Raw genomic sequence first — 19,805 nt, 5'->3', positions numbered from 1 at the left:
TGGAGTATCTGTTGGTTCATCCGTATGGGTAGGAGCCGATGTGTTGGTCGGTGGATATGTTGGCGTTGATGTACGTGTTGGTGGGATTGCTGATGCGGTCCATGTGGCTTTCGGTGTCCATGTGGGGAATGGAGTAATTGTTGGAATTGCTGTATTTGTCGGTGTAGGTGTTTTGGTCGGTCCTTGTGTTGGGGTTCTTGATGGTCGAGGTGTTGGAGTTGGTATTGGGGTTCCAGGAGTTACGCTGGATGTGGCCGTTGTATTCCCGCTTTCGTCCTCACATTCACTATAGCCACTATAGTCACCCATCTTTAGGCAAACATAATCCAGCCACAAGTAACTATATTGTTGACTGCTGGACCACGGTAATATTTTCAATCGATAATTACCAGGAGGTACACGAAATCCAACTAACCCATAGTTCATGATCATAAACCCATAATCATAACCTGGTTGGGTATATTCCTGACCTGTATCTAGGTTTCGTAGAGATATAATTGCGCCTCCAGATCCACGCGTGCGAACGTACAACATGCCATCTCCGCATATATTCGTTATTCTGAAGTTCTGGCGGATGCCTATATTATGGCCAACCGCGATGACTCCCTCGTAGTTATCACCATTTGGTATAGCCGCTGGATCTAATGCAAATGTTTCATTGCTAGCATATGACCAATATGCTAAGCTAGTAACGTTATTGGCATCATCATAAAAGTCTGGATTCAATAAATCAGGAATATCGCATGGAGCAACAGTTGAAGTCGGTGTATAAACCGGTGTTGTTTGTAATGTGCAATTGCCAACAAGTGGACAATTGGATATTGCTACGTCATCAAAATATACAGTCCACCTATCGATATCATTAGCATTTTGATATCTGCCATCTAGATAGATAGAATATATGCCTTCTGGTACATCCTCAATGACACCGCTATATTCGTTCCAATCCTCTGGAATTGGCTCATTAATTAGAGTATCATATGGGTATGCCACACGCTCAGAACCCTGATTTGTGACATATTGTATAGATACCTCTGCTCTAGCATCGCTATGCTCACCAAAGCGCAGCAATCGATAATTAGATCGAGCCTGAAATTTCCAATACATATCACCGCCAGGCCAATCGAAATCCTGGTATATTTTCTGGCCATAATTCACTGGGCTGGAAAACAAATTAGGCCACCATCCGATCAATTGGAATCGCGATTCGCATGCTGGGCCGCCATTCAACACGCTATCCATTAGCGAGGTAGGTATTCTACCAAATTTAGAAATCCCTTCAGCATATCCCCACTGCGTCCATGCTGACGAAATCTGGAATTGCTCCATTCCACCATCGACTAGAACATTTGTACAAGTTAACGGGATCGTCGGCGTCATAGTTGACGTTACAGTAGGTGTTACAGTTGGTTGGGGTGGCCAACCGTAGTACAACGGAAAGACATAAAATTCATGAGACGACGATCCATTTTTGCATTGCACGCCATCCTGGCCATATTGATAATCTGGGCATGTAATACGTTCACCGGCGGATACCGTGCTGCCTGGCGAGTATGCCGAATCTGACCAAGCAGCGTTAATATTGCCAGATAATGTATATCCACGTTGAACGATCTGGGTTATAGCCCAATTACACCAGTAATTATTATCATTGCCGCCAAAGCCTGGTGCATTGGCCAGGTTAGCCTTAAACCAGCATGCAGCGCTGTTTGGATCAATCTGGTTATCACCGGTAGTGCGAACATGCTGCCAGGTGCCCGTGTCGCTTTTACGAAGCACAACATATCCATACCCGTAGTTGTTGCTGGGAACAGTATAATTCAGCAGCAGATTCACTGCATCTTGACCAGCTGCTCGTGATCCAGAACCCGATATAGCAGATCCCAACCAGACGACACTTGTCGGGGTTGGAGTAGCACCTCCCTGGGCTAGCGCGCTCGATGGTAAACTGCCTATCAGCAGAAACAACGGAATGATAACGCCCAGGCCCAGGGCGACTATCGACAACGAGAGGCGGTCAGATTTTCCCATGATAATAACCGGGCAGCATAGTTTATGGATCCACGCTGCCCGGTTATGTCGATCGTATCGCTAGAAGCGATTGCCCAGGACACTTTTAAAAGCGCGTACGATCAGGCCCAATACAGCCACGCCAAGCATGAGGCCTAGCGGCACCATGTAGACAGGAAAAAGGCCATTGATGATCGACGACGCCGTTTGAAAGATTCCCGGCCAGTCAACAGAAAATGAAAGGGACATGTGATCCTCCAAATTAGGAAAAAATGCGGCTGGCTACTTAGGCCCGGCGCGCCGTTGCGCCGGGCCAGGTTTTTCGATATTTATAATTATTGACTTATTCACCTCCGTTGATCTTGTGCAGTACCGAAAATAGCGGAATCAAAATGGCTATGATCACGCAGATCACAACCAACATGACTAGCCACCATAGGATGACCGGTCCGAACACAAACAGGAGCGCCTCTTGTAGATTCGTGAATTCGCGAATTGGCATTAATCATCCTCCGTGTAGATTCGCAGACGATATAAGCCAGTTACAAACATAATCGGTATCCATACGATGATAGCCGATATGAAAACGCCTAAACATATCATCACCAATAATTGCGCTATGTCATTGATCAGAGCCATTGCCTACCAAACCTGACTATTAAATAAACAACGGCCAGCAGCAACAGGCCAGAAATCACTATAACGGTAGCGATCTGACCGTAATTGATGCTTCGATCAATGGTCATCCAGTCGCCTGACGATAATTCAACTTTCATCGATCCAGACGGAGTAGGAGTTGGAGTTGGCGTCCCTTCGGCCAATAACTGATAGCAACTAAGGCCTGTGCCGTTGTTGTAAAGGTGATAGCGATCACCAGAGGTTAATGCGCGATGCCAGATAGCCACTTCATCGATATAACCATTGAAGAAATAATTCCATCCGCCAGTTCTACCAATATAAAAATTAAACCCACTTGTGTCTATACTAACTGGGATTCCAACTGAATCAATATTATTTATACTGAATATGATTTGCGAATTTTCATAATTTATCGACACAATCAGTAAAGCCCATGAATTCATAGAATAACTAACATTTATCGTTGGAGGATCCCATCTATTTAGATACATCCTCCAACCATTTGTAAAATTATTCATTGCTACTACTGTCATATAACTTACGAATGTTCCTGTTGGATATACCCATGCCGCAATAGTAATATTCGAATTATTGATATTCAAACCGATAGGATTCATTTTTACCAAATGTTCATTACTCGTTGAGTCAAACCACGCCGCATTTGAAAATTTTCCTGTCACACTGCCGACAGTATTGACATCTGTCAAATGGTTGGGACCTACCATATCGTAACGAGTCCCTGACGATTCATCTAAGGACCAACAGCCAACAAGGTTTTGCTTCCACTCCGCTGATTTCATTGGTGTAGCAGTTGGTGTCGGGGTATTCGTTGCTTGAGCCAGGACAATTGGTGCATTGGCTAGATATGCAATGAGCGGAAACAGCAAAAGGACTGAAACCAATAACCACTGATAACGATTCACTGGATCGCCTCCTCTAGCGGCGACCAGGGGCGATTACGCAGAGCCTCAGGGCCGTAATTGACGCAGCGCTGATATGGAAATCCGCTCAGTAGCAACGAAAAACAACTGACAAAACCGATACCCTCAGGGCCGTTGTAAACGTCGATGTGGATCGCCACGGGCATTGGCTCGAATTGGATGGCGTTTAGATCAGGCCAGGCATATTGTTGGTCAGTAGGGTGGTTGAACCAGCCATCAGGGTATTGGTGAATTCCATCGGCTGGCAGCAAGTAATGGGTGATTAACATTTGAGCATACTTGCCAGAAAAACCGTAGTATTCTCGTTGTCGCTGTATTAACCAATCCATGAATACCGTAATTCGATCATCGATCTCCTTTGGAACAGGTGACATAAAAAGCGATGTGTCGCTCAAGTTCTGAAAACCGACAGCGCCGTTGGACTTATATTTGATCTTCTTGTCCAGGTCGGGAATTTGCCAGGTAGGGGGCTTTTTATCGGGAGTGGCGGTAATCAGAATCACTACCCAGGGAGTAGGCGTTGAATCGTCCTTTTTAGGGGTTGGCGAGGGGATTGGCGGAATATCGGTAGGTCTGATGCCGGTATCTGTGGTTGGGGTAGGCGTTCCGGTTTCTTTGGCAGCATAGACATGAGTGGTTGAGACGCAAACACTTCCTATCAGCGCTAGGATGATAATAACTAGCAGCATGATTGCGAGTACCTGCCTCATGGATTAAAAATAGCATAGATCAATTCGATTCGTTATACTGAATTTGTTGAATAAGAAAATCTTTTTTGGCGGTGCCATTATTTATTTGCCTCTCTTATCTCATACGGTTGTAAAAATATGACTTTGCATATGGCTGAATGTGGATCAGGGATGAAATCTTTGCGGGGGGCCTGGCAGCCCAGGCAAACTTCGATCGATGATATTCCTGATTGGTCTTGGATTATCTCCGTGTAGTGACAACCACAGTTGCGACATCGTAACTGTTTCAGATACATCGGTTTATAGCAATTCCAATTGACCGGCTTCCAGCATTTCCAGGCGGCGCTTTCGATTGCGCGTGGCTTTAGCATTGGTAACGTGATGATCAATGTCATAACGCAAATGACAACGTTGGCACATTGCTCGCAGGTTATCAGGATCAGCGCTGGTGGTGTCATGATTCAGGTGCGCAACGGTCAACATGACATTTCCCCTGAATGACCTGGCTTTAAACCCATCTAGTTCATCGCAACGACCATCTGGATGATTTAGACCACATTCACCAGTACATTCACAACGTTCACCGGCGCGTTTTACACGAATATAACGTGACAATTCATGCCAATTAGGAGGATAATCTTTACGTTTTATAGCCATCTATACACACAAAATCTAACCGTATATCCTGATTTATTATCCCTGTCATCATGCGGATAATAGTAGTCGACAATCGTTCGCGCACCCAATCTAGGTAGTTTTGTTCACTGGACGCTAATGTCATTAGGCAATTTGCGGATGAATAATCGTAGAGCCATATCTGGTCTAATTTCCTGCTTGTCGTTATTGGTAATTCGTGGCGCAGATCGTCGGTCACGAGGCGCCAGGCGGCCTGCACTGCCGTGTCGATCTCACCGGCGGTTGGTTTTTCTTCAGCTAGAGAATTTTCAGGCTGCAACGGATCGTCATAAATGATCTCGTATTCGATATCCGCGCGTTTCAGGATCTCCTCAGGAATAAAGCGGACCCGGGTATCATCGCTGTAATATTGACCGGATGGCCTATTGCCAGAAATGAGATTCATGCTCAGGATTACCTCAGGCTTGCGTATATTGTGGCGTGGATCGTAGCAGCGCGCCAGTTCAGCAAGTATGTCGTCAAGATTGATGTCTGTTTCCAGGATTTTTTCAATCGATCGTTTCTGAACTCCAGCAGCTAACAACAGTTTATATCGTTCATCAGCGGCGGCATCTGTAGATGAGGATGATGAGGATGGATAATTATCCAATTCGCGGTTAATCTGATGGTTAACTGATGGATTACCTCGCGTGGGCGCGAGGTCTCTATTTTCAAACCCTCGCGTGGATGAGAGGGTTGGAAGTTTGTATATATTGCTTTTATGCCCCCTAAAAATGGTAATCTCAATATCCTGATCGTTTTCCAGTTTTCGTAAAAGACGTCTAGTTTGTGGTTCTGACAATCGGCATTTACGTGATAGTGTGGCAATCGATGGCCAGGCGACGCCATCATCATTCGCCATATCGGCGATAGCTAGAAGCACCAGCAGCGCGCTGCCTGATTGTTTAGAACTCTCCCAGATGCGTGACATGTGACGAATCGACATAGTGACCTCAGAAAAGAACTAATTGCCGTACTACGCCTGGAATCTTCCAATCGAATTTCTCGTTATGAAGTTGTTCATAATCCTTAATCCAATTTTGCATATAATCTCGTGTGTTTTCCGTTGCTTTTGTAAGGCCTTTTCCATTCGGAGAGGTGGCGTTGTAACATTTCGCATCACATCTACCAATACAGCCATGTGAGTTATATAATACGTATTGGTTCAAATAAACGCCTTGTAGGGCTTCCTGTGCGATTAAGGGACACCGTTACCGTATTTACAGGGACACCGTTACCGTATTTACAGGGACACCGTTAAGGGGTGCCCCTGTAAATGTCGCAAGGGTGCCCCTTAGCGCAGCTTTTCGAGAATTTCCGCCAGGTCAAGATTCCAGGCGAATTTCGGGCTTTTTGATGGCTTTCGATTAGCACGCAGATCTACCCTACCGGCATCTAACTCAGACAGGCCAATAGCCAGCAAGTAGGCTGCCGCCTGGCTAATCGGACATTCAATTTTATGAGCCAGGGCAACCAGCCGCGCCTCTAGTTCTGGTGGAAGGTCGAGCATTACCCGGTTGCGCTTTGCGTTTTTCTCGCGCTCCTTACGCTGGCGCTTACGGTCAGCCATCGGATGGGCGCGCTCGGCGCGCGATTTTTCCATGCTATCTATCAACGCAGATACAGCCGGGTCGATGGCTGGCTGGCGCTGTCCTTTCACGACGGCTATACCTTTATACCTTTATACCTTTATCAAATCGATCAGGCGATTGACAACATTCATGTAACCGCCTATTCTGCTATGACTGCCTGATCCATTCTGGACGCCGCGGACCGAATGAGCCGATGGACTATATTCCAAGATGCTGAGACCATGAGCGGCAGCCTCGCGCAATCTGGTATCTACCGGTATAAACGGCCATATTTGCAATGGGAACGCCTGGCTGATAGTCTTTAATTGCAGGCGTGTTTCGCTAGTTGTTCGATCGACGAATGTGGGTAAGATGTTGAAACCCTGTAGCTGACCTCCGCGGTTAGCGATCTCGGCAAATGTGCGCAAGATTTCATTCACCCCATCGATGGCGAGATGGTCGCAGCGGGTTGGTATTATCAGCCAGTCTGATGCGGCCAGCGCGGCTATATGCAGTATATCCAGGCTGGGGGCCAGGTCGATCAAGATGACGTCTTGTGGCGCGGCGACTAACGCAGAAGCTAGTACATGCTCACGAAAATCCAGGCTGGTCAGATAGTGCTTGGCTTGCTCGGTGCGCTTATCGCCCGGCACAATCCATAAATTATCACGCGCCTGTTGCTGAACATCGCTGATCGGATCCTGGTTGAAGATCAGGCGGTATAACCCGGGCGACTTCTGCAAGCCAAGGCTGGATGCAACATGACCCTGTGGGTCGGCGTCGAGGATCAACGTCGCAATACCACGCATTGCCAGCGCATGTCCTATGGTTACGGCTGTGGTCGTCTTCCCGACCCCACCTTTTTGATTAGCTATGGTAATGGTGATTGCGGTCATATTCTGTTATGCCACCAACATTCCAGAATATTTAGAATGCCTTCCAGCGCGATTGCCTGGCGATTTACGGCTGTAACGAAATCCCATATGGGATCTTTTTCCCAAGACTTCTTAAGATTTTCTACTTCGTCCCTTGTTTTCATGACTGCTAGCTCCTTTGAATACTTAATTGATCTGGGGTGTAATACTTTAACACCCAGATACCGACGATTGGTGGGCGTTGCTCTATGGGTAGATCAACGGGTTTATGCGATATCATTACCTTGCCATCTCCGGTTATTCCCTGAACGATGCCAGGGCCAACCGGGGTTACCACATGTTGATGAAATTTCAGATCGGATATATTCATATCGCTCCTTGCGTGCGGTTGCGTGCATGCGGACAGGCGGCGTGCTGCCTACGGTTCCGCAGGAATTAGCGAATGGGTGAGGGGGTTCATTACCGCCAATTGACGGAATAAATGTCTCCCAGCAGCGGTAAGCTCAGTGCCCTGGCGAGGTTCGGCTGGATTGCGCCAGTGCAAAAAGCCACGCCGGATAAGTTCATCACGCAATTGTCGGAACTCGCTCTGCGAGAGGGGGCGCCCGGAGCCTGTCAGATCGCGCTCAGTAAACGATGCGCCATCAGTGACCAATGCAGCCGCCTGGTAGATACGCTGGGGATCGATATTCAGGTTGAATATCTGGATTCTGTTGTCCTGTGTTACAGCCAAGCGTAATGTTTCGACATTTGTAGTTGTGTTAGTTACCGATGATGCCTGGTCGTTATTCGGCGACCAGGATTCCAACGTGTGAATAATGGCCATCCAGCGAAAAATGGCCGCTGTCCAGGATAACGCCTGAGCGCTGAATGTGCCGAACAACCATACACGCCATGGGTTGGTGTAATCTACCAGCCAGGCCAGCGAGCCAATGGCACCTCCTGCCAGAATACCGGTGATTATAGCCTGTAGACCTGGTATCAGAACCGCAGGACCTAGCGATTGATAATAGCGACGCATGGCTTGATCGGCCTGCACCTGTGCGATCAGCGGATCATTCATCGTGACCAGAACTGTCGGGCGTTTTTGGCGCGCTTCTCACGCAGGCAATCGGCGCAATAATTACCATTGGGAAAAGCGGTGGGCTTTCCGCAATCGCATTGTTGCGGTCGTTTAGTGCGCTGGTCGTTAATACAATACCCGGCGCGCTTGAGTGATTTGGCTAAATCGTTGATGACCTGGCGGATCACAGCATTAGGCAGGCTATCTATAATAACTACCGGTTGGTTGTCGCGTAAAACCTGATTATCTGTGATCGTGAGGTGCATTTCATCCTCCTTTCGGGGGGCGGTTAGACCAGCCGCCCCCCAACCTGTCCTGGCTTTCCAACCGTCGAGGTGTCCTGCCGGGGGGAAGGTTGCCACCAGGGACGCCCTGGTTTGTCTCGGTTGGAAAGCTAATGAGATAATAGCATTAATGCTACAGGATGTCAATAACCTGTAGCATTAATATAATTAATAAAAATGGAGTGACAAAAATCACTCCATAAAATTAATTATTTTATGTAGGGAGTACCATCGGGGTTAAACAACCAGCGCCCAGCCCCTGGATTTTGAGAACGAATATCAGCGCAATAGGCTACATCGGCCTCGTCAATCATAATTTTATTATTAATGCGAGCAATAATTTTTATTAAGCCTCGTCGAACCCACCTGCTGATAGTTGGATTAGGAACATTATATTTACGGGAGGCTTCGCGAATTGAAATAGATTTTCCTCGCACGTTGGAATGTCGCTGATATTCTGGTGTGTCGTATTTGCTCATCGCGTTAATAGGTAAAGTTGTTAGCATGTCTATTCTAACAATACCACGTTTAACTAAGTTTATCAATTGCGTGTGGGAGATATGTTCGAGGTCAGCAGGTTTTAAATCGGTCATGATGTTCTCCGTTTTTCTACTTTTCGAATCGCATCAGCCAGTTTATTACCATTATGCAAATAAACTTTGAATAATCCTTCAGTGACCCCGGGCCGGATCGAACGGCCAACCAGACGCTACTCGTTTTTTCGATGACGTATTGAATTCACAGGGTAATATTTTTCAAAATCCGCCAGGGTCAGATTCCGCGTGTAATGCTCCACCATCTTGATTGATGACCATCGCCCGGCGATCTGAACCAAGCGTGATGGCGCTCCAGATTGTGTCGATATGACCGCAAAACCACGACGGAAATCGTGAGGGCTGAGTTTTATGCCGATTCGCACGCCCCAGCGTCGCACGATCACATTCAAACCGTCTGGCGTGAGCGGACTTCCAGGAGTTAATCCTTTAATGCTAACAAACAAGGTTCTCACACCATAAGCTGCAATCTCCCGACGTACATCCAGCCAGGTGCGTATATTATCGGCAGTCTCGATCGAAAATGCACCAAAACCCCATTGCGAACCTTTACATAAAACAGATAAAAGCCGCTTTTTCAAGTCGATATGTTTTAATTCCAAGCGGCATACCTCGGCGCAGCGCAGGCCGGTATCAAGCAAAACTGTTGCTATTGCCTTGTCGCGTAGACCGAATACCGAATCGTCGAACGAGTCGATTAGAAGCGCTGCCTGGTTTGAATCGAGGCTTCGTTGAGGACCTGGCTGTGATCGTGATATTTTCAGTCTGAGCGCTGGATGATCGTCACCGGTCGTCCAACGTAAAAAAGAGCGAATACAGGCATAAGCCTGCCAACGCATTTGATCTCCCCAACCCTGGGCTTCCAACCAGTTATACAAATCATCTGCGGATATGGCCGTAATATCGATTACATCGGCATCCAGGCGATTCAAGATGTAGCGGTAGTGTTTTTTTGTTGAAGCAGAGAAACGATTTTGATTGATGAATGATTGGATCGCGTCCACGCTTTGACTCCATTGTGTCAGGTTTCTTGATAATGTCAAATTAATGTGATAGTGATTGTTTTATGGAATCAATCACTATAAAACAATCTTTGTTTTCTCAGTCGGTGCTTGAAGATCAAATTTTGGACTATTTAATAATTCATGGGGAAATTAATTCCTTATTGCGTTTTTCGACGAATGAACTGAATGCATCGTATTGGTGGTGCTGGATTATCGTTCGCCGATTGGAAAAGCGCGGCATTGTTCATGTCGATCGGATGCGAGGTCATCCGCTCCGAATCAGGCTGATATGACAACCACCGGAGATCCATCAGTAGGTCTGATAATGTTATGTTGTATCGTAACATGGCCTTTTATCGCTGGATTGTTCATAGGTTGGCAGTTGCATGCCAAGATCAATACAGCCATGGCTAGCGGTGGATGGATTTACCTATTGCCGCGTATCATACGAGACCATATCGATTTTGAGGAGTGATATGACAGAAAAATATAACGCCTGGTTATTGTTGTTGGAACAGAGAGATCAATTGCTGGTATACCTGGCTGTGTATGCATTAGCAATTGTGGCAGCCTGGATCAGCATCGACTATTTGCCGATTCCAGAATCTTGGCGCGTCTGGTTGAAACGTGCGTGCCTGATTGGAGGCCTGGCCATGTATTTGTTTACGCTGTACATGAACCATAAAGCCATGATCGGGGCGATTGGCCTATGAATCGCGTCGATAAAATCTATTGGTCGATTTTTGCCCTAGGAGCTGTACTTCGCCTGATTGATCTTGGTCATGCTGAATTATGGTATGACGAAGCATTTTCCGCCTGGGTTGCCAGTTTACCAGTTGACCATCTGCTCATCGCGCTATCAGGCGACACGCATCCACCTCTATATTATCTGCTGCTACATAGCCTTGTCAGCCTGGGATTAGATAGCGATTTTTGGCTGCGAGTACCGTCGACTCTTTTTTCGCTGGCTGCTATACCGTTGCTGTATGGTATCGGCTATATGTTACGCTTTTCAGATGTTGCCAGGTTGGGTGCGGTCGGATTTATGGCGATCAGCTCAGCGCAAATTCACTATGCCCAGGAAGCCCGGATGTATACATTGTTCCAGGCTGAAATCTTACTGGTTGTATTGCTAATTTTACGCCGTTCTCCGGTGGGTGTGTTCTTGGCGATGCTTACAGCACTATACACGCATAACTACGCGCTGATTTACGGCCCAGTATTAGCGTTGATCTTGTATGCTAGAGAGCGTAAGATTACCTCGCTTTGGCCGCTTTGTACGGCGGTATTTTTTTGGCTGCCCTGGGCTGGGGTACTGGTTGGCCAGATGCGCACTATCTCTGGTGGGTACTGGATACAACAGATCACCTGGGGTGCGCAGGTGTACGCACTGTACATGCAATTCTTAGGCTTCGCCACTCCCGATCAGTGGAAAATCGTGACAGTTATTTCATTCCTATCGGTTACATTTTTAGCATGCGTGCGCGTTATACAAACCAGGCATACAGGTGGATTGATGATGCTAGCATTGGGTTTGGCGCCGCTCAGCCTGGCGATTATAGTTTCAATAGGATGGGTACCGATATTATTATTCCGGGCGCTGCTGCCATCGTCTGGGGCGCTGTACCTCATTTGCGCATATGTGTTAACGCGCGGTCCGAGGTGGCAAACTGCGTATGCAGCAATGTTGGTTTTACCCCTGACATTATCTGGGTTGTTCGGTCACTATCGTTACAATCCAATAAACAAGGGCGACCTAAAAACCCTGGTAGCTCTAATGCGACTGGAATGGCAACCTGGCGACCTGATATTGCATATCAATGACTCAACCGTTGTGACATTTCACCGGTACGCACATGATTTGAGACCGCAATATAAACTTTCTCCGTGTGAACAAGAGCCGCTTGGATCACTGAGCACTGTCACACGCGCCGGGTTAGGCATCGTAGAAATCTCGTCCAATGATTTGCCAGATCGTTACTGGATCGTCTGGGCCGATTCGCCTGTATCTCCAGCTTGCGAGGAACAAGCAGCGCAAACCTTGATCGCAAATGCAAGGCTTTATAAACTGGAATTAGACAGTAAATTATTCTATGGTGGAGTGTGGGTATATGACAAAAATCAAGTTCGTTCTCCGTAGACAAAATAACAAGACCCTAATTACTGAGGCGGCTGAGGGGGGTGAGAACGAATCCCATACTGGTGATGTGTATATATCTCCAGTTGGTGATCTCTCTGACTTAGACCCAAGCGGCGCAACCGTCGATTTGATCCCAGAGGATCAACAATTCCACATGGCAGAGGAACCCGATAGATTACGAAAATCTATTCATCGGATGTCCAGCAGACATTGGATTGCCCGATTGATTAGGGGTATAGTTAGAGCTACCAGAAAACGCGAAATTGATCCATCTGTACAGCGTAAACGCCAGGAAGAGTCCAAATTGCGGCATCAAAGGCGCTTTCTTATGGAAGAGGCAGATTTATATTGGGATCGCATAATCAACACGTTAAATGCTCGAGACCTGTGCTATCGCTACCCAAAATCTGAGCGTGATCTATTGACGTCTGGAATTCGCTCTGTGAACTTTACTGAAGTGCGTCTACAATCTGCACAGATTGGATTCAAAATCGATACAGTTCACAGGCCGCGCGGGATCGGTATATTACAACTGGTAGCCGAGGATGTATTAACTGATTTATCTGTCAGTTGTGGGCATCGCGTTACTGCCATGTACAACGAAAAGGACGGGGCCTGGTATTGGGTGGAAAGAGAGAGCGGTATCAGGGGTATACCATCTCATGTTACCTGGCAGGAGATGACCGAAGTCTGGCCGCAATATGCCGATGAGCTAACTATACCGATGGGACGCAGTGCCAATAGTAAGATGATCTATCGTTCGTTAAAAACTATGCCACATTTACTGATTGCCGGTTCCACCGGCGCTGGAAAGTCTAACATGATGAACGTCATCCTATGTACCCTCATCAGCCGTAATACTCCTGACAATTTACGACTTCTCGGGGTGGATTTAAAAGGCGGACTTGAATTGACATTCTACGAGGGGATCCCCCACCTAATGTCGCTCGAAGACATTACGGAAACAGGTATAGTGTATGAACGTGATGCTGTCCCGGGCCTGCTATCCTGGCTAATCGGCGAGGGTGAACGGCGTATGAATATCCTCAAAGAGGCAGGGCATAAGGAATTTGGAAAATACAATGCACATAGAAAATACAACAAGCTGCCCCGCATTGTCTTGTTAATCGATGAATGGGCTGACATCAAACTTGATCCAGCGGTTGGCCGCAAAGCCGAACCGCTATTAGCGAATCTGGCAGCCCGGATGCGCGCTGTCGGAATTCATGTTATTGTGGCAACCCAGGCGCCGACAAAGGAGGTTATATCGACATTAATCAAGACGAACCTGAAATCTAAAATGGCTTTTTCGTGTCCCAGCATTTCATCATCGATGCTGATTTTAGGCAATGGCGATGCGAAAGACCTTCAACCTCCAGGCCGGTTTATTTACCAATCTGGGGAGCAAATCACGATCCAATCGCCATATATCTCCGATCAAATGGTTCGTGAAATAGTGCAGGCCGCCATCGAAGGCCGGTCGATGCAAATTAAACAAAGCCATGATGTTACGCTTGAGGAAATCCTTTGCTACGCACTTGACAACCTGGATGGAGAACTATCGCACACCAAACTGTATGAGCAGTTCAAAAAACGCGGCTTGACGCGTGATGAAACACGAACATGGATGAAAAGCATTGAAAATCAGGTAGTTGTTGTTCGTGATACATCATACGAAGTTTCTATACCATCAGGTTCAGCGCCACGCAGGTTGAAGTTAGTATCTGATGATGTTGAAATAGAGTAACTGATTGTGAGAAGATATGCAGAATCGCTATATACCCTGTTTCTCAAAATTACCGCCAACCGCTAACCGCCGACAAATAGATATTGAACAAAATGTAACTGCATGGGGTTAAACTGCGATCAAGCTTTCACATAAGTGGATATAATGGCGGACGGTAAGACACACCATGCTATTAGCTTGATCATGGCTCTTAGCACAGCCGCGTCGGTAAAGGTCTTAGGACAACCGGCGTCAATCATGTTGCCGATCGCCTCCGGTATGCTGGCCGGTATACTCATCACACCAGACCTAGACGTTCAAAACCCGGTGCATGCAAACAATGTGGCTTACCGGGTGCATTGGATAATCGGCGCAGCCTGGCGCTTTATCTGGTGGCCGTACGCACGCCTGATACCACACCATCGACATTGGCTATCACATTTACCGTTTGTCGGTACCTTAGTCAGGTTAATATATCTGTATGTCCTGGGTTATCTTGGTATGAGTGTGACACACCTGATCAGTCAAAGCGTCAGCGTGTCACAATTGCCACAGCTTTGGCGTCCGTATGCCTGGCCAGAATGGTTAATATTTTTCGTCTGGGGGCTGATGATCTCAGATTTTGGGCATTGGTGCTTAGATGGTTTCCCGACGAACTTACCTGGCAATACAACCAAAAAACGCAATGCCACAACAGAGTAAGTTTATTCTTCTGATGGTATTGTGCACGCTGGCTTTTTTGCTAGCGTTGCTGCTTCTACCGGTTGGGAAAGATTGGCATAATACGTTCTATCCGGTTGCCCGGGCAATTGTCCATGACAGTGATCCATACCAGGTGAAATCATTTTATAACCCACCGTGGGTAGCCATAGCGTTATCGGCCTTGGGTTGGATGCCAGAGCGGGCTGGTTTTGCGATCTGGTTTATGATCGGATTCGCTTGTTATGCCTGGGCGTTCCAACGCATGGGGGCTACTCCGGTTGAAATAGCGCTATTGATGATCTCTCCGCCAGTTATGAATGGCTTGCAAATGGGTAATATAGATTGGGCGGTGCTATTAGGCGCAACCTTGCCAGTATCGTCTGGCCTGTGGCTATTGGTAATCAAACCCCATCTATCCATGATCCCAACTGCGTTACAGTGTGCACGTGTACTACGAATCGGCTGGACGGAATATCTCCTGGTCGTTGGGCCAGTGGCAATTTCACTGGCTTTGGCTTGGATGCTTAGATTGTGGAATCCAGTTATAAGGTTGCACTTCACCTGGTCACAAGACGTATGGCCATGGGGTGCGCCGTTTGGCATATGGCTTGCATGGTTGGCATGGAAGCGCGATGATATGCGCCTTGCGCTGGCTGCAAGTCCATTTCTGTCTCCGTATCTGGCGTTTCACAGTTGGTCTCTAGCTCTGGTTGGGCTGATTGGCAGGCGAAGGACGCTAATTATTGCAGTTTTAGGGCTTTGGGGGATAATCATTTTACGTGTCTGCGTGCGATAATATTTGAGATAATTTCCTATTATCGAAAGCAATCTGCTATTATTACCAATTATTGTTGCAATTTTAGGTCAAAAACACTGGAGATCGGGATATTTTTCAGCTCGAAAACGGGTAATTATTGAAAACTAACGCAATAGATATTGCAAAATTATCCCCTGGAAAAGACCCAGCTAATTTTAACAGGAGCCAGTCTAGAGAATTGACGATTTTGGTTCGTTGCGATACATGCAATAGATACGGAACAAATCTATAACCATGGCAAAGCTATCACGCCCCATCCGTACACGCGAATCGTTATCGTGCGTCCAATTTACCCCAACCTCAAACACTTCTATGCCTAACAGACGCGCCAGGTAGAGAATTTCAACATCGAAGGCCATGCCATTGATGGCCTGGCGACTGAACAATGTTTCTGCTGCAAGACCGTTGAAACATTTGAAACCGCATTGCGAATCGCGAATATCTGGCAATAGAAACCGTACCAGGCGATTGAACAGGAGGCCTGTCAATTTGCGGTGGAGTGGTTCGTCTATGATTGCTCCTAACGCCCGGCGTGAACCGATCACAACGGGGAATTCATGGGCCAGATAATACATTCTCCACCAATCGTTTCGCAGTTTATCTGTTGAATCAGAAGCGTGCGGCAACATTGCCAGATCAACGTCAGCCATCATTCGAATGGCTCCATTTGCGATCAACATGCCAGTTTTGACTGCTATTCCCTTGCCTCGCATAGGTAATGTGATTGTCCGGACTTTTGCTGGATAATGATTGCAGTACGATGTGGCTACCTGGTAAGTTTCATCGGATGAGCCATTCTCAACGATGATGATTTCAACGCATTTTTCAAATGTGTTTTGCACCAGCCAATTTTCAAGGATCGACATGCAACGCGGCAAGCGTTTCGATTCGTTATGAGCAGGTAGGATGATAGATAGATCGATCAATTCGTAATCTCCTGTGTTACTGTGATAGTGTTAGTATAGGTTGGCGTAGGGGTGTAGGTGTCACTAATCGGCAGTGTAGCGGTAACGGTCTGCATAGTTGTGTATGTTGGCGTAGCTGTGACGATCCAGGGTGTTTGTGTTGGGCCTGGCGTGTTGGTTATGTGGCGAATCCATGGCGTTTGTGTTGGTCCCGGAGTATTGGTAATGATCCATGGCGTTTGAGTAGGCGCAACGGTCGCTATTGGCAGGATGCCAGCCGTAGCAGTGACAATCCACGGCGTATTTGTTGGACCTGGTTCGGCGGTATGGACGACGATCTGGGTAATGAAAACTTCGCGAACCTGGGGCTGTGACCCATTAGAACTTTGGGGAACCAGTCGTGTCACAACAACCTGTTGCGCCGGTCCTGGGATGGTTTCACGTACTACAACAGTTTCACGGACAATTACCGTCGCTGGAACAGTTATGATCATCAGATCGCTGGTCAAGGGTGTGGATGATGATAATTGTATATTCTCCGGCTTTTTCATCAATCCCGATTCTGAAAGACTAAAAGTTGGCGTCATCGTCAGCATAGGCGTATGGGTTACCTTTTGAGGATAGCCAGGATATTCGACAGAGTGTTCAACTGTGGGAGTGAATTCCGTCTGCGCTAATACCTCCTGGCGGCTTGATAAAGCGATCCACAAAACAATCATAATGCCGACGATCCACAAAACCACAAGCCAGGCAGTGAGACGTGATCGTGGCGATAGCCCTTCTGGTTGGTATTCCAATGGATTGACGCCAGGTGGCACCAGGATGTAACGCGTTCGGAGATGACGGAAAATATAACGCATCAGTTCACGAATGGGATCAGCGATTTTATCAGCTTGTAAACGCTGATGACTGAGCGCACGCCCTCAAGTGTGAATATGACGCCTATGATTAGAAGGGCGGGGCCAAAATTAAGTAAGCCAAATGTGAAGAGCACATATAAAAATATGCTCGCATAGGCGGCTACCTTTGTGGGTAAATCAATCGCCGTATGATCCGGCAGTGCGTCAGCGAAGGCTGCCAGCATCGATTTTATTCCAGCGACGATGAAATCCCAAAAATTGGAGCCATTATTCGATCCGCCAGGGCGCGGTGGACTAGGCGGAGGGCCTTCTGTGGGTGTTGGCGAGGGGCCAGGTGTTGGCGAGGGGCCAGGTGTCGGGGTTGGTATCTCACTGGGGGGGGGCGGCGGTACATAACCGTCCCAATCGGCTGGTCCAATCATCTGGCCTGGACTGCGAGTAATTGATCCATATGTCCATTTTTCTGTAGCTATGTCCAGATCCCAGTTTTCTACACGTAAATGACCATCACTCGGCGAAAATTGCAGGTGTAAATGATAGTGATTCCATTGCTGGTCAGCATGACCACAGTTCTTGTCACTGTTGAATGATCCCATTTTCAAATTACCAATATAACCATGTAAACCGATGTATTGGCCTGTAACCAGGGAGGGTCTATCATCCATGTGGATGTAGTACAGCGGGCCAATTTTTACGCTCATTTGACCGATAGAATCACGACAAATATATGTCACAGCGCCGCCCTGCATGGCGTACACCGCACGTGTCATTATTCCTATCTGATCCCATCCTAGGAAATCAACCCCGGCACGATTACCGTCCACGCTATGCACTCCAGCCGTTCCATACAGTGCGCTGGTACCATTGGCAAACGGAAAATATAATACTCCTTCAATCTCGTTAAGGTCAGGAACATAGCCAGATGGCGAGCCGGATCCCCATGGATCGAGGTCATCTTTTGCCTGGGGAGATATTGGCAATGCCTGGACAATTGCGCTGAACTCAGCCGTACCTTGTAGACCGCCTGAGAGGCCACCCAACCAAGACCGTTCCAACGCAACAAGTCCAGACCAGCGTGATTGATCCAATGTCCAGTTCGGATCGATCGCTAACGACTCAGCGTCCAAGCCCACAATAGATACCAGGTAGCGCGAGTCATAATTGGCCACATCAGTAATGGCGAAGCAAACACCTAACGGTATGACCGGAGCATTTTCGAGCACAACACGCGTGGCTCGCATTATGTCCGTAGGAAATGGCAACGAGGATGATACCATGCAGACGTTTGATGATGCGTGGGCACAATTTGAGGGAATTAACCCGACTAGCAATGGCAGCAACATCGCAATCAGCAGGCAGCGGTTCATGTATCATCGTCCATTCCAGCATCAATCCAGCGCCGTTTCATATAGACGGGTAGGCTGATAATTGCAATAACATTCACAAAGAATTGTAGCCACGATAGCACGCCTAAATCGTCCATCGTATAGAACAACCAACACATACCGGCGCCAAGGTAATCGCCAACGAATGGCTTTAATCCAAAGTCGCAATCCATGCGCGCTGTTTCTCGACCTACTTCTAATTGTATCTGACCACCATTCCAGACATTGTCCGCTGATGGTATCCAGTCCGACCAGGATGGGAGGACATCAGGTTCTACCAACGGATTACCTGACTCATCTAATATACCGGTGTCAGTCCAGGCATATGTTGCAGCCATTGTAGCTATGGCGTCATAGGACTGGTTGACCTCGTTGATCGTACCAAATGGCTCTTTATCAGCTAGTTCAGTAGGTAATGCTATGATAGCTGCTGAGTGCTCCGGGCACCAGACGATGAATGATAACGCCAAACAGCGCTGATAATCTACATATGCTGCGATATAAGCAGATATGCCTGATGTCGTTCTAGTTATATTGGATTCCAAGAATTGGAATCCAAGTCGGATTATATTAAATATAGACAATTGCCATTTTTCATCAGGTTCTTCTTCCCATTCTATATTTACACGACCAAGTATATAGTCCCAAAGGTTAGGTTTTATGCAGGCGGCATAGCAAGCTGGAGGTGGTTGTTGAGGCGGTTCTGGAGGTTCCCAGGTTGGGGTATATGTCGGCGGTACGTCCGTATATGTAGGCCATGGTGTATTGGTTGCTGGCGGTGTTTTTGTGGCGCGTGGCGTTGGCGTGTTAGAACTAGATGGAGTATCTGTTGGTTCATCCGTATGGGTAGGAGCCGATGTGTTGGTCGGTGGATATGTTGGCGTTGATGTACGTGTTGGTGGGATTGCTGATGCGGTCCATGTGGCTTTCGGTGTCCATGTGGGGAATGGAGTAATTGTTGGAAT

Annotated in this window: 21 protein-coding genes; 5 read left to right on the top strand and 16 right to left on the bottom strand. The window is 47.3% G+C overall.

Going from position 1 to position 19,805, the window contains the following annotated elements; all coding sequences use genetic code 11:
• The 12 genes from NWE95_13770 to NWE95_13715 form a co-directional block, all read right to left on the bottom strand.
• The coding region (locus NWE95_13770) for a hypothetical protein (protein ID MCW4004967.1) at nt 1-2,031 on the bottom strand (2,031 nt) is incomplete at its 3' end.
• A 480-nt stretch (nt 2,032-2,511) separates the two neighbouring features.
• Nucleotides 2,512-2,649 carry a hypothetical protein gene (locus NWE95_13765; protein MCW4004966.1) on the bottom strand — a complete coding sequence of 46 codons (138 nt, stop codon included), beginning with the start codon at nt 2,647-2,649 and terminating at the stop codon, nt 2,512-2,514.
• Nucleotides 2,640-3,572 (bottom strand): LamG domain-containing protein, encoded by a 933-nt coding sequence (locus NWE95_13760; GenBank protein MCW4004965.1) that lies wholly within the window; start codon nt 3,570-3,572, stop codon nt 2,640-2,642. The genes NWE95_13765 and NWE95_13760 overlap by 10 nt, the downstream gene beginning before the upstream one ends.
• On the bottom strand, nt 3,569-4,279 hold the full coding sequence (locus NWE95_13755) for a hypothetical protein (protein ID MCW4004964.1): 711 nt from the start codon (nt 4,277-4,279) through the stop codon (nt 3,569-3,571). The genes NWE95_13760 and NWE95_13755 overlap by 4 nt, the downstream gene beginning before the upstream one ends.
• Nucleotides 4,280-4,579: 300 nt before the next feature.
• Complete coding sequence (locus NWE95_13750; protein MCW4004963.1) at nt 4,580-4,936, bottom strand: hypothetical protein; 357 nt, start codon at nt 4,934-4,936, stop codon at nt 4,580-4,582.
• Entirely contained in the window at nt 4,920-5,900 is a 981-nt protein-coding gene (locus tag NWE95_13745) for a helix-turn-helix domain-containing protein (protein MCW4004962.1), read from the bottom strand. Before NWE95_13745 ends, NWE95_13750 begins: the two co-directional genes overlap by 17 nt.
• Before the next feature lie 348 nt (nt 5,901-6,248).
• Nucleotides 6,249-6,614 (bottom strand): hypothetical protein, encoded by a 366-nt coding sequence (locus NWE95_13740; protein ID MCW4004961.1) that lies wholly within the window; start codon nt 6,612-6,614, stop codon nt 6,249-6,251.
• A gap of 21 nt (nt 6,615-6,635) precedes the next feature.
• A complete protein-coding gene (locus tag NWE95_13735; protein MCW4004960.1) occupies nt 6,636-7,421 on the bottom strand; it encodes a ParA family protein in 786 nt (261 codons plus the stop codon).
• Between the two features lie 397 nt (nt 7,422-7,818).
• Nucleotides 7,819-8,463 (bottom strand): hypothetical protein, encoded by a 645-nt coding sequence (locus tag NWE95_13730; protein ID MCW4004959.1) that lies wholly within the window; start codon nt 8,461-8,463, stop codon nt 7,819-7,821.
• Nucleotides 8,460-8,729, bottom strand: coding sequence for a hypothetical protein (locus tag NWE95_13725; GenBank protein MCW4004958.1), 270 nt, complete (start codon nt 8,727-8,729; stop codon nt 8,460-8,462). The genes NWE95_13730 and NWE95_13725 overlap by 4 nt, the downstream gene beginning before the upstream one ends.
• A 227-nt stretch (nt 8,730-8,956) precedes the next feature.
• Nucleotides 8,957-9,340, bottom strand: coding sequence for a helix-turn-helix domain-containing protein (locus NWE95_13720; GenBank protein ID MCW4004957.1), 384 nt, complete (start codon nt 9,338-9,340; stop codon nt 8,957-8,959).
• Nucleotides 9,341-9,456: 116 nt separating this feature from the next.
• The gene (locus tag NWE95_13715; protein MCW4004956.1) at nt 9,457-10,305 is read right to left on the bottom strand and encodes a tyrosine-type recombinase/integrase; all 849 of its coding nucleotides are present in this window, start codon (nt 10,303-10,305) and stop codon (nt 9,457-9,459) included.
• Between the two features lie 476 nt (nt 10,306-10,781).
• Between NWE95_13715 and NWE95_13710 the strand changes: the two genes are divergently transcribed.
• The 5 genes from NWE95_13710 to NWE95_13690 all read left to right on the top strand — a co-directional run bounded on the left by NWE95_13710 (nt 10,782) and on the right by NWE95_13690 (nt 15,669).
• Nucleotides 10,782-11,018, top strand: coding sequence for a hypothetical protein (locus NWE95_13710; GenBank protein ID MCW4004955.1), 237 nt, complete (start codon nt 10,782-10,784; stop codon nt 11,016-11,018).
• Nucleotides 11,015-12,445 (top strand): hypothetical protein, encoded by a 1,431-nt coding sequence (locus NWE95_13705; GenBank protein MCW4004954.1) that lies wholly within the window; start codon nt 11,015-11,017, stop codon nt 12,443-12,445. Before NWE95_13710 ends, NWE95_13705 begins: the two co-directional genes overlap by 4 nt.
• Nucleotides 12,417-14,192, top strand: a complete 1,776-nt coding sequence (locus NWE95_13700) for an FtsK/SpoIIIE domain-containing protein (protein ID MCW4004953.1) — start codon at nt 12,417-12,419, stop codon at nt 14,190-14,192. Before NWE95_13705 ends, NWE95_13700 begins: the two co-directional genes overlap by 29 nt.
• 144 nt (nt 14,193-14,336) lie before the next feature.
• On the top strand, nt 14,337-14,873 hold the full coding sequence (locus tag NWE95_13695) for a metal-binding protein (protein ID MCW4004952.1): 537 nt from the start codon (nt 14,337-14,339) through the stop codon (nt 14,871-14,873).
• A 262-nt stretch (nt 14,874-15,135) separates the two neighbouring features.
• On the top strand, nt 15,136-15,669 hold the full coding sequence (locus NWE95_13690) for a hypothetical protein (GenBank protein MCW4004951.1): 534 nt from the start codon (nt 15,136-15,138) through the stop codon (nt 15,667-15,669).
• A gap of 191 nt (nt 15,670-15,860) precedes the next feature.
• On the opposite strand, the gene NWE95_13685 is transcribed toward NWE95_13690, so the two are convergent.
• The 4 genes from NWE95_13685 to NWE95_13670 all read right to left on the bottom strand — a co-directional run bounded on the left by NWE95_13685 (nt 15,861) and on the right by NWE95_13670 (nt 19,385).
• On the bottom strand, nt 15,861-16,616 hold the full coding sequence (locus tag NWE95_13685) for a glycosyltransferase (protein MCW4004950.1): 756 nt from the start codon (nt 16,614-16,616) through the stop codon (nt 15,861-15,863).
• Nucleotides 16,613-17,146: a hypothetical protein gene (locus NWE95_13680; protein ID MCW4004949.1), complete on the bottom strand. Its 534-nt coding sequence runs from the start codon at nt 17,144-17,146 to the stop codon at nt 16,613-16,615. Before NWE95_13680 ends, NWE95_13685 begins: the two co-directional genes overlap by 4 nt.
• Before the next feature lie 308 nt (nt 17,147-17,454).
• Nucleotides 17,455-18,051, bottom strand: coding sequence for a hypothetical protein (locus tag NWE95_13675; protein MCW4004948.1), 597 nt, complete (start codon nt 18,049-18,051; stop codon nt 17,455-17,457).
• Nucleotides 18,052-18,818: 767 nt separating this feature from the next.
• Nucleotides 18,819-19,385 (bottom strand): hypothetical protein, encoded by a 567-nt coding sequence (locus tag NWE95_13670; protein MCW4004947.1) that lies wholly within the window; start codon nt 19,383-19,385, stop codon nt 18,819-18,821.
• Nucleotides 19,386-19,805: the final 420 nt, after the last annotated feature.

It is taken from the genome of Candidatus Bathyarchaeota archaeon (genome assembly GCA_026014725.1).
In the GTDB taxonomy this organism is placed as follows: domain Archaea; phylum Thermoproteota; class Bathyarchaeia; order Bathyarchaeales; family Bathycorpusculaceae; genus Bathycorpusculum.
This window is presented reverse-complemented; position numbering and strand designations above follow the sequence as displayed.

Bases quoted from the DNA above. Each gene is read 5' to 3' on its own strand.
- NWE95_13765 (MCW4004966.1), bottom strand. From the start codon at position 2,649: ATGGCTCTGATCAATGACATAGCGCAATTATTGGTGATGATATGTTTA.
- NWE95_13675 (MCW4004948.1), bottom strand. From the start codon at position 18,051: ATGGGATCATTCAACAGTGACAAGAACTGTGGTCATGCTGACCAGCAA.
- NWE95_13750 (MCW4004963.1), bottom strand. From the start codon at position 4,936: ATGGCTATAAAACGTAAAGATTATCCTCCTAATTGGCATGAATTGTCA.
- NWE95_13695 (MCW4004952.1), top strand. From the start codon at position 14,337: ATGGCGGACGGTAAGACACACCATGCTATTAGCTTGATCATGGCTCTT.
- NWE95_13705 (MCW4004954.1), top strand. From the start codon at position 11,015: ATGAATCGCGTCGATAAAATCTATTGGTCGATTTTTGCCCTAGGAGCT.
- NWE95_13725 (MCW4004958.1), bottom strand. From the start codon at position 8,729: ATGCACCTCACGATCACAGATAATCAGGTTTTACGCGACAACCAACCG.
- NWE95_13755 (MCW4004964.1), bottom strand. From the start codon at position 4,279: ATGCTGCTAGTTATTATCATCCTAGCGCTGATAGGAAGTGTTTGCGTC.
- NWE95_13745 (MCW4004962.1), bottom strand. From the start codon at position 5,900: ATGTCGATTCGTCACATGTCACGCATCTGGGAGAGTTCTAAACAATCA.
- NWE95_13680 (MCW4004949.1), bottom strand. From the start codon at position 17,146: ATGAAAAAGCCGGAGAATATACAATTATCATCATCCACACCCTTGACC.
- NWE95_13710 (MCW4004955.1), top strand. From the start codon at position 10,782: ATGACAGAAAAATATAACGCCTGGTTATTGTTGTTGGAACAGAGAGAT.
- NWE95_13700 (MCW4004953.1), top strand. From the start codon at position 12,417: ATGACAAAAATCAAGTTCGTTCTCCGTAGACAAAATAACAAGACCCTA.
- NWE95_13720 (MCW4004957.1), bottom strand. From the start codon at position 9,340: ATGACCGATTTAAAACCTGCTGACCTCGAACATATCTCCCACACGCAA.
- NWE95_13730 (MCW4004959.1), bottom strand. From the start codon at position 8,463: ATGAATGATCCGCTGATCGCACAGGTGCAGGCCGATCAAGCCATGCGT.
- NWE95_13690 (MCW4004951.1), top strand. From the start codon at position 15,136: ATGGGGGCTACTCCGGTTGAAATAGCGCTATTGATGATCTCTCCGCCA.
- NWE95_13735 (MCW4004960.1), bottom strand. From the start codon at position 7,421: ATGACCGCAATCACCATTACCATAGCTAATCAAAAAGGTGGGGTCGGG.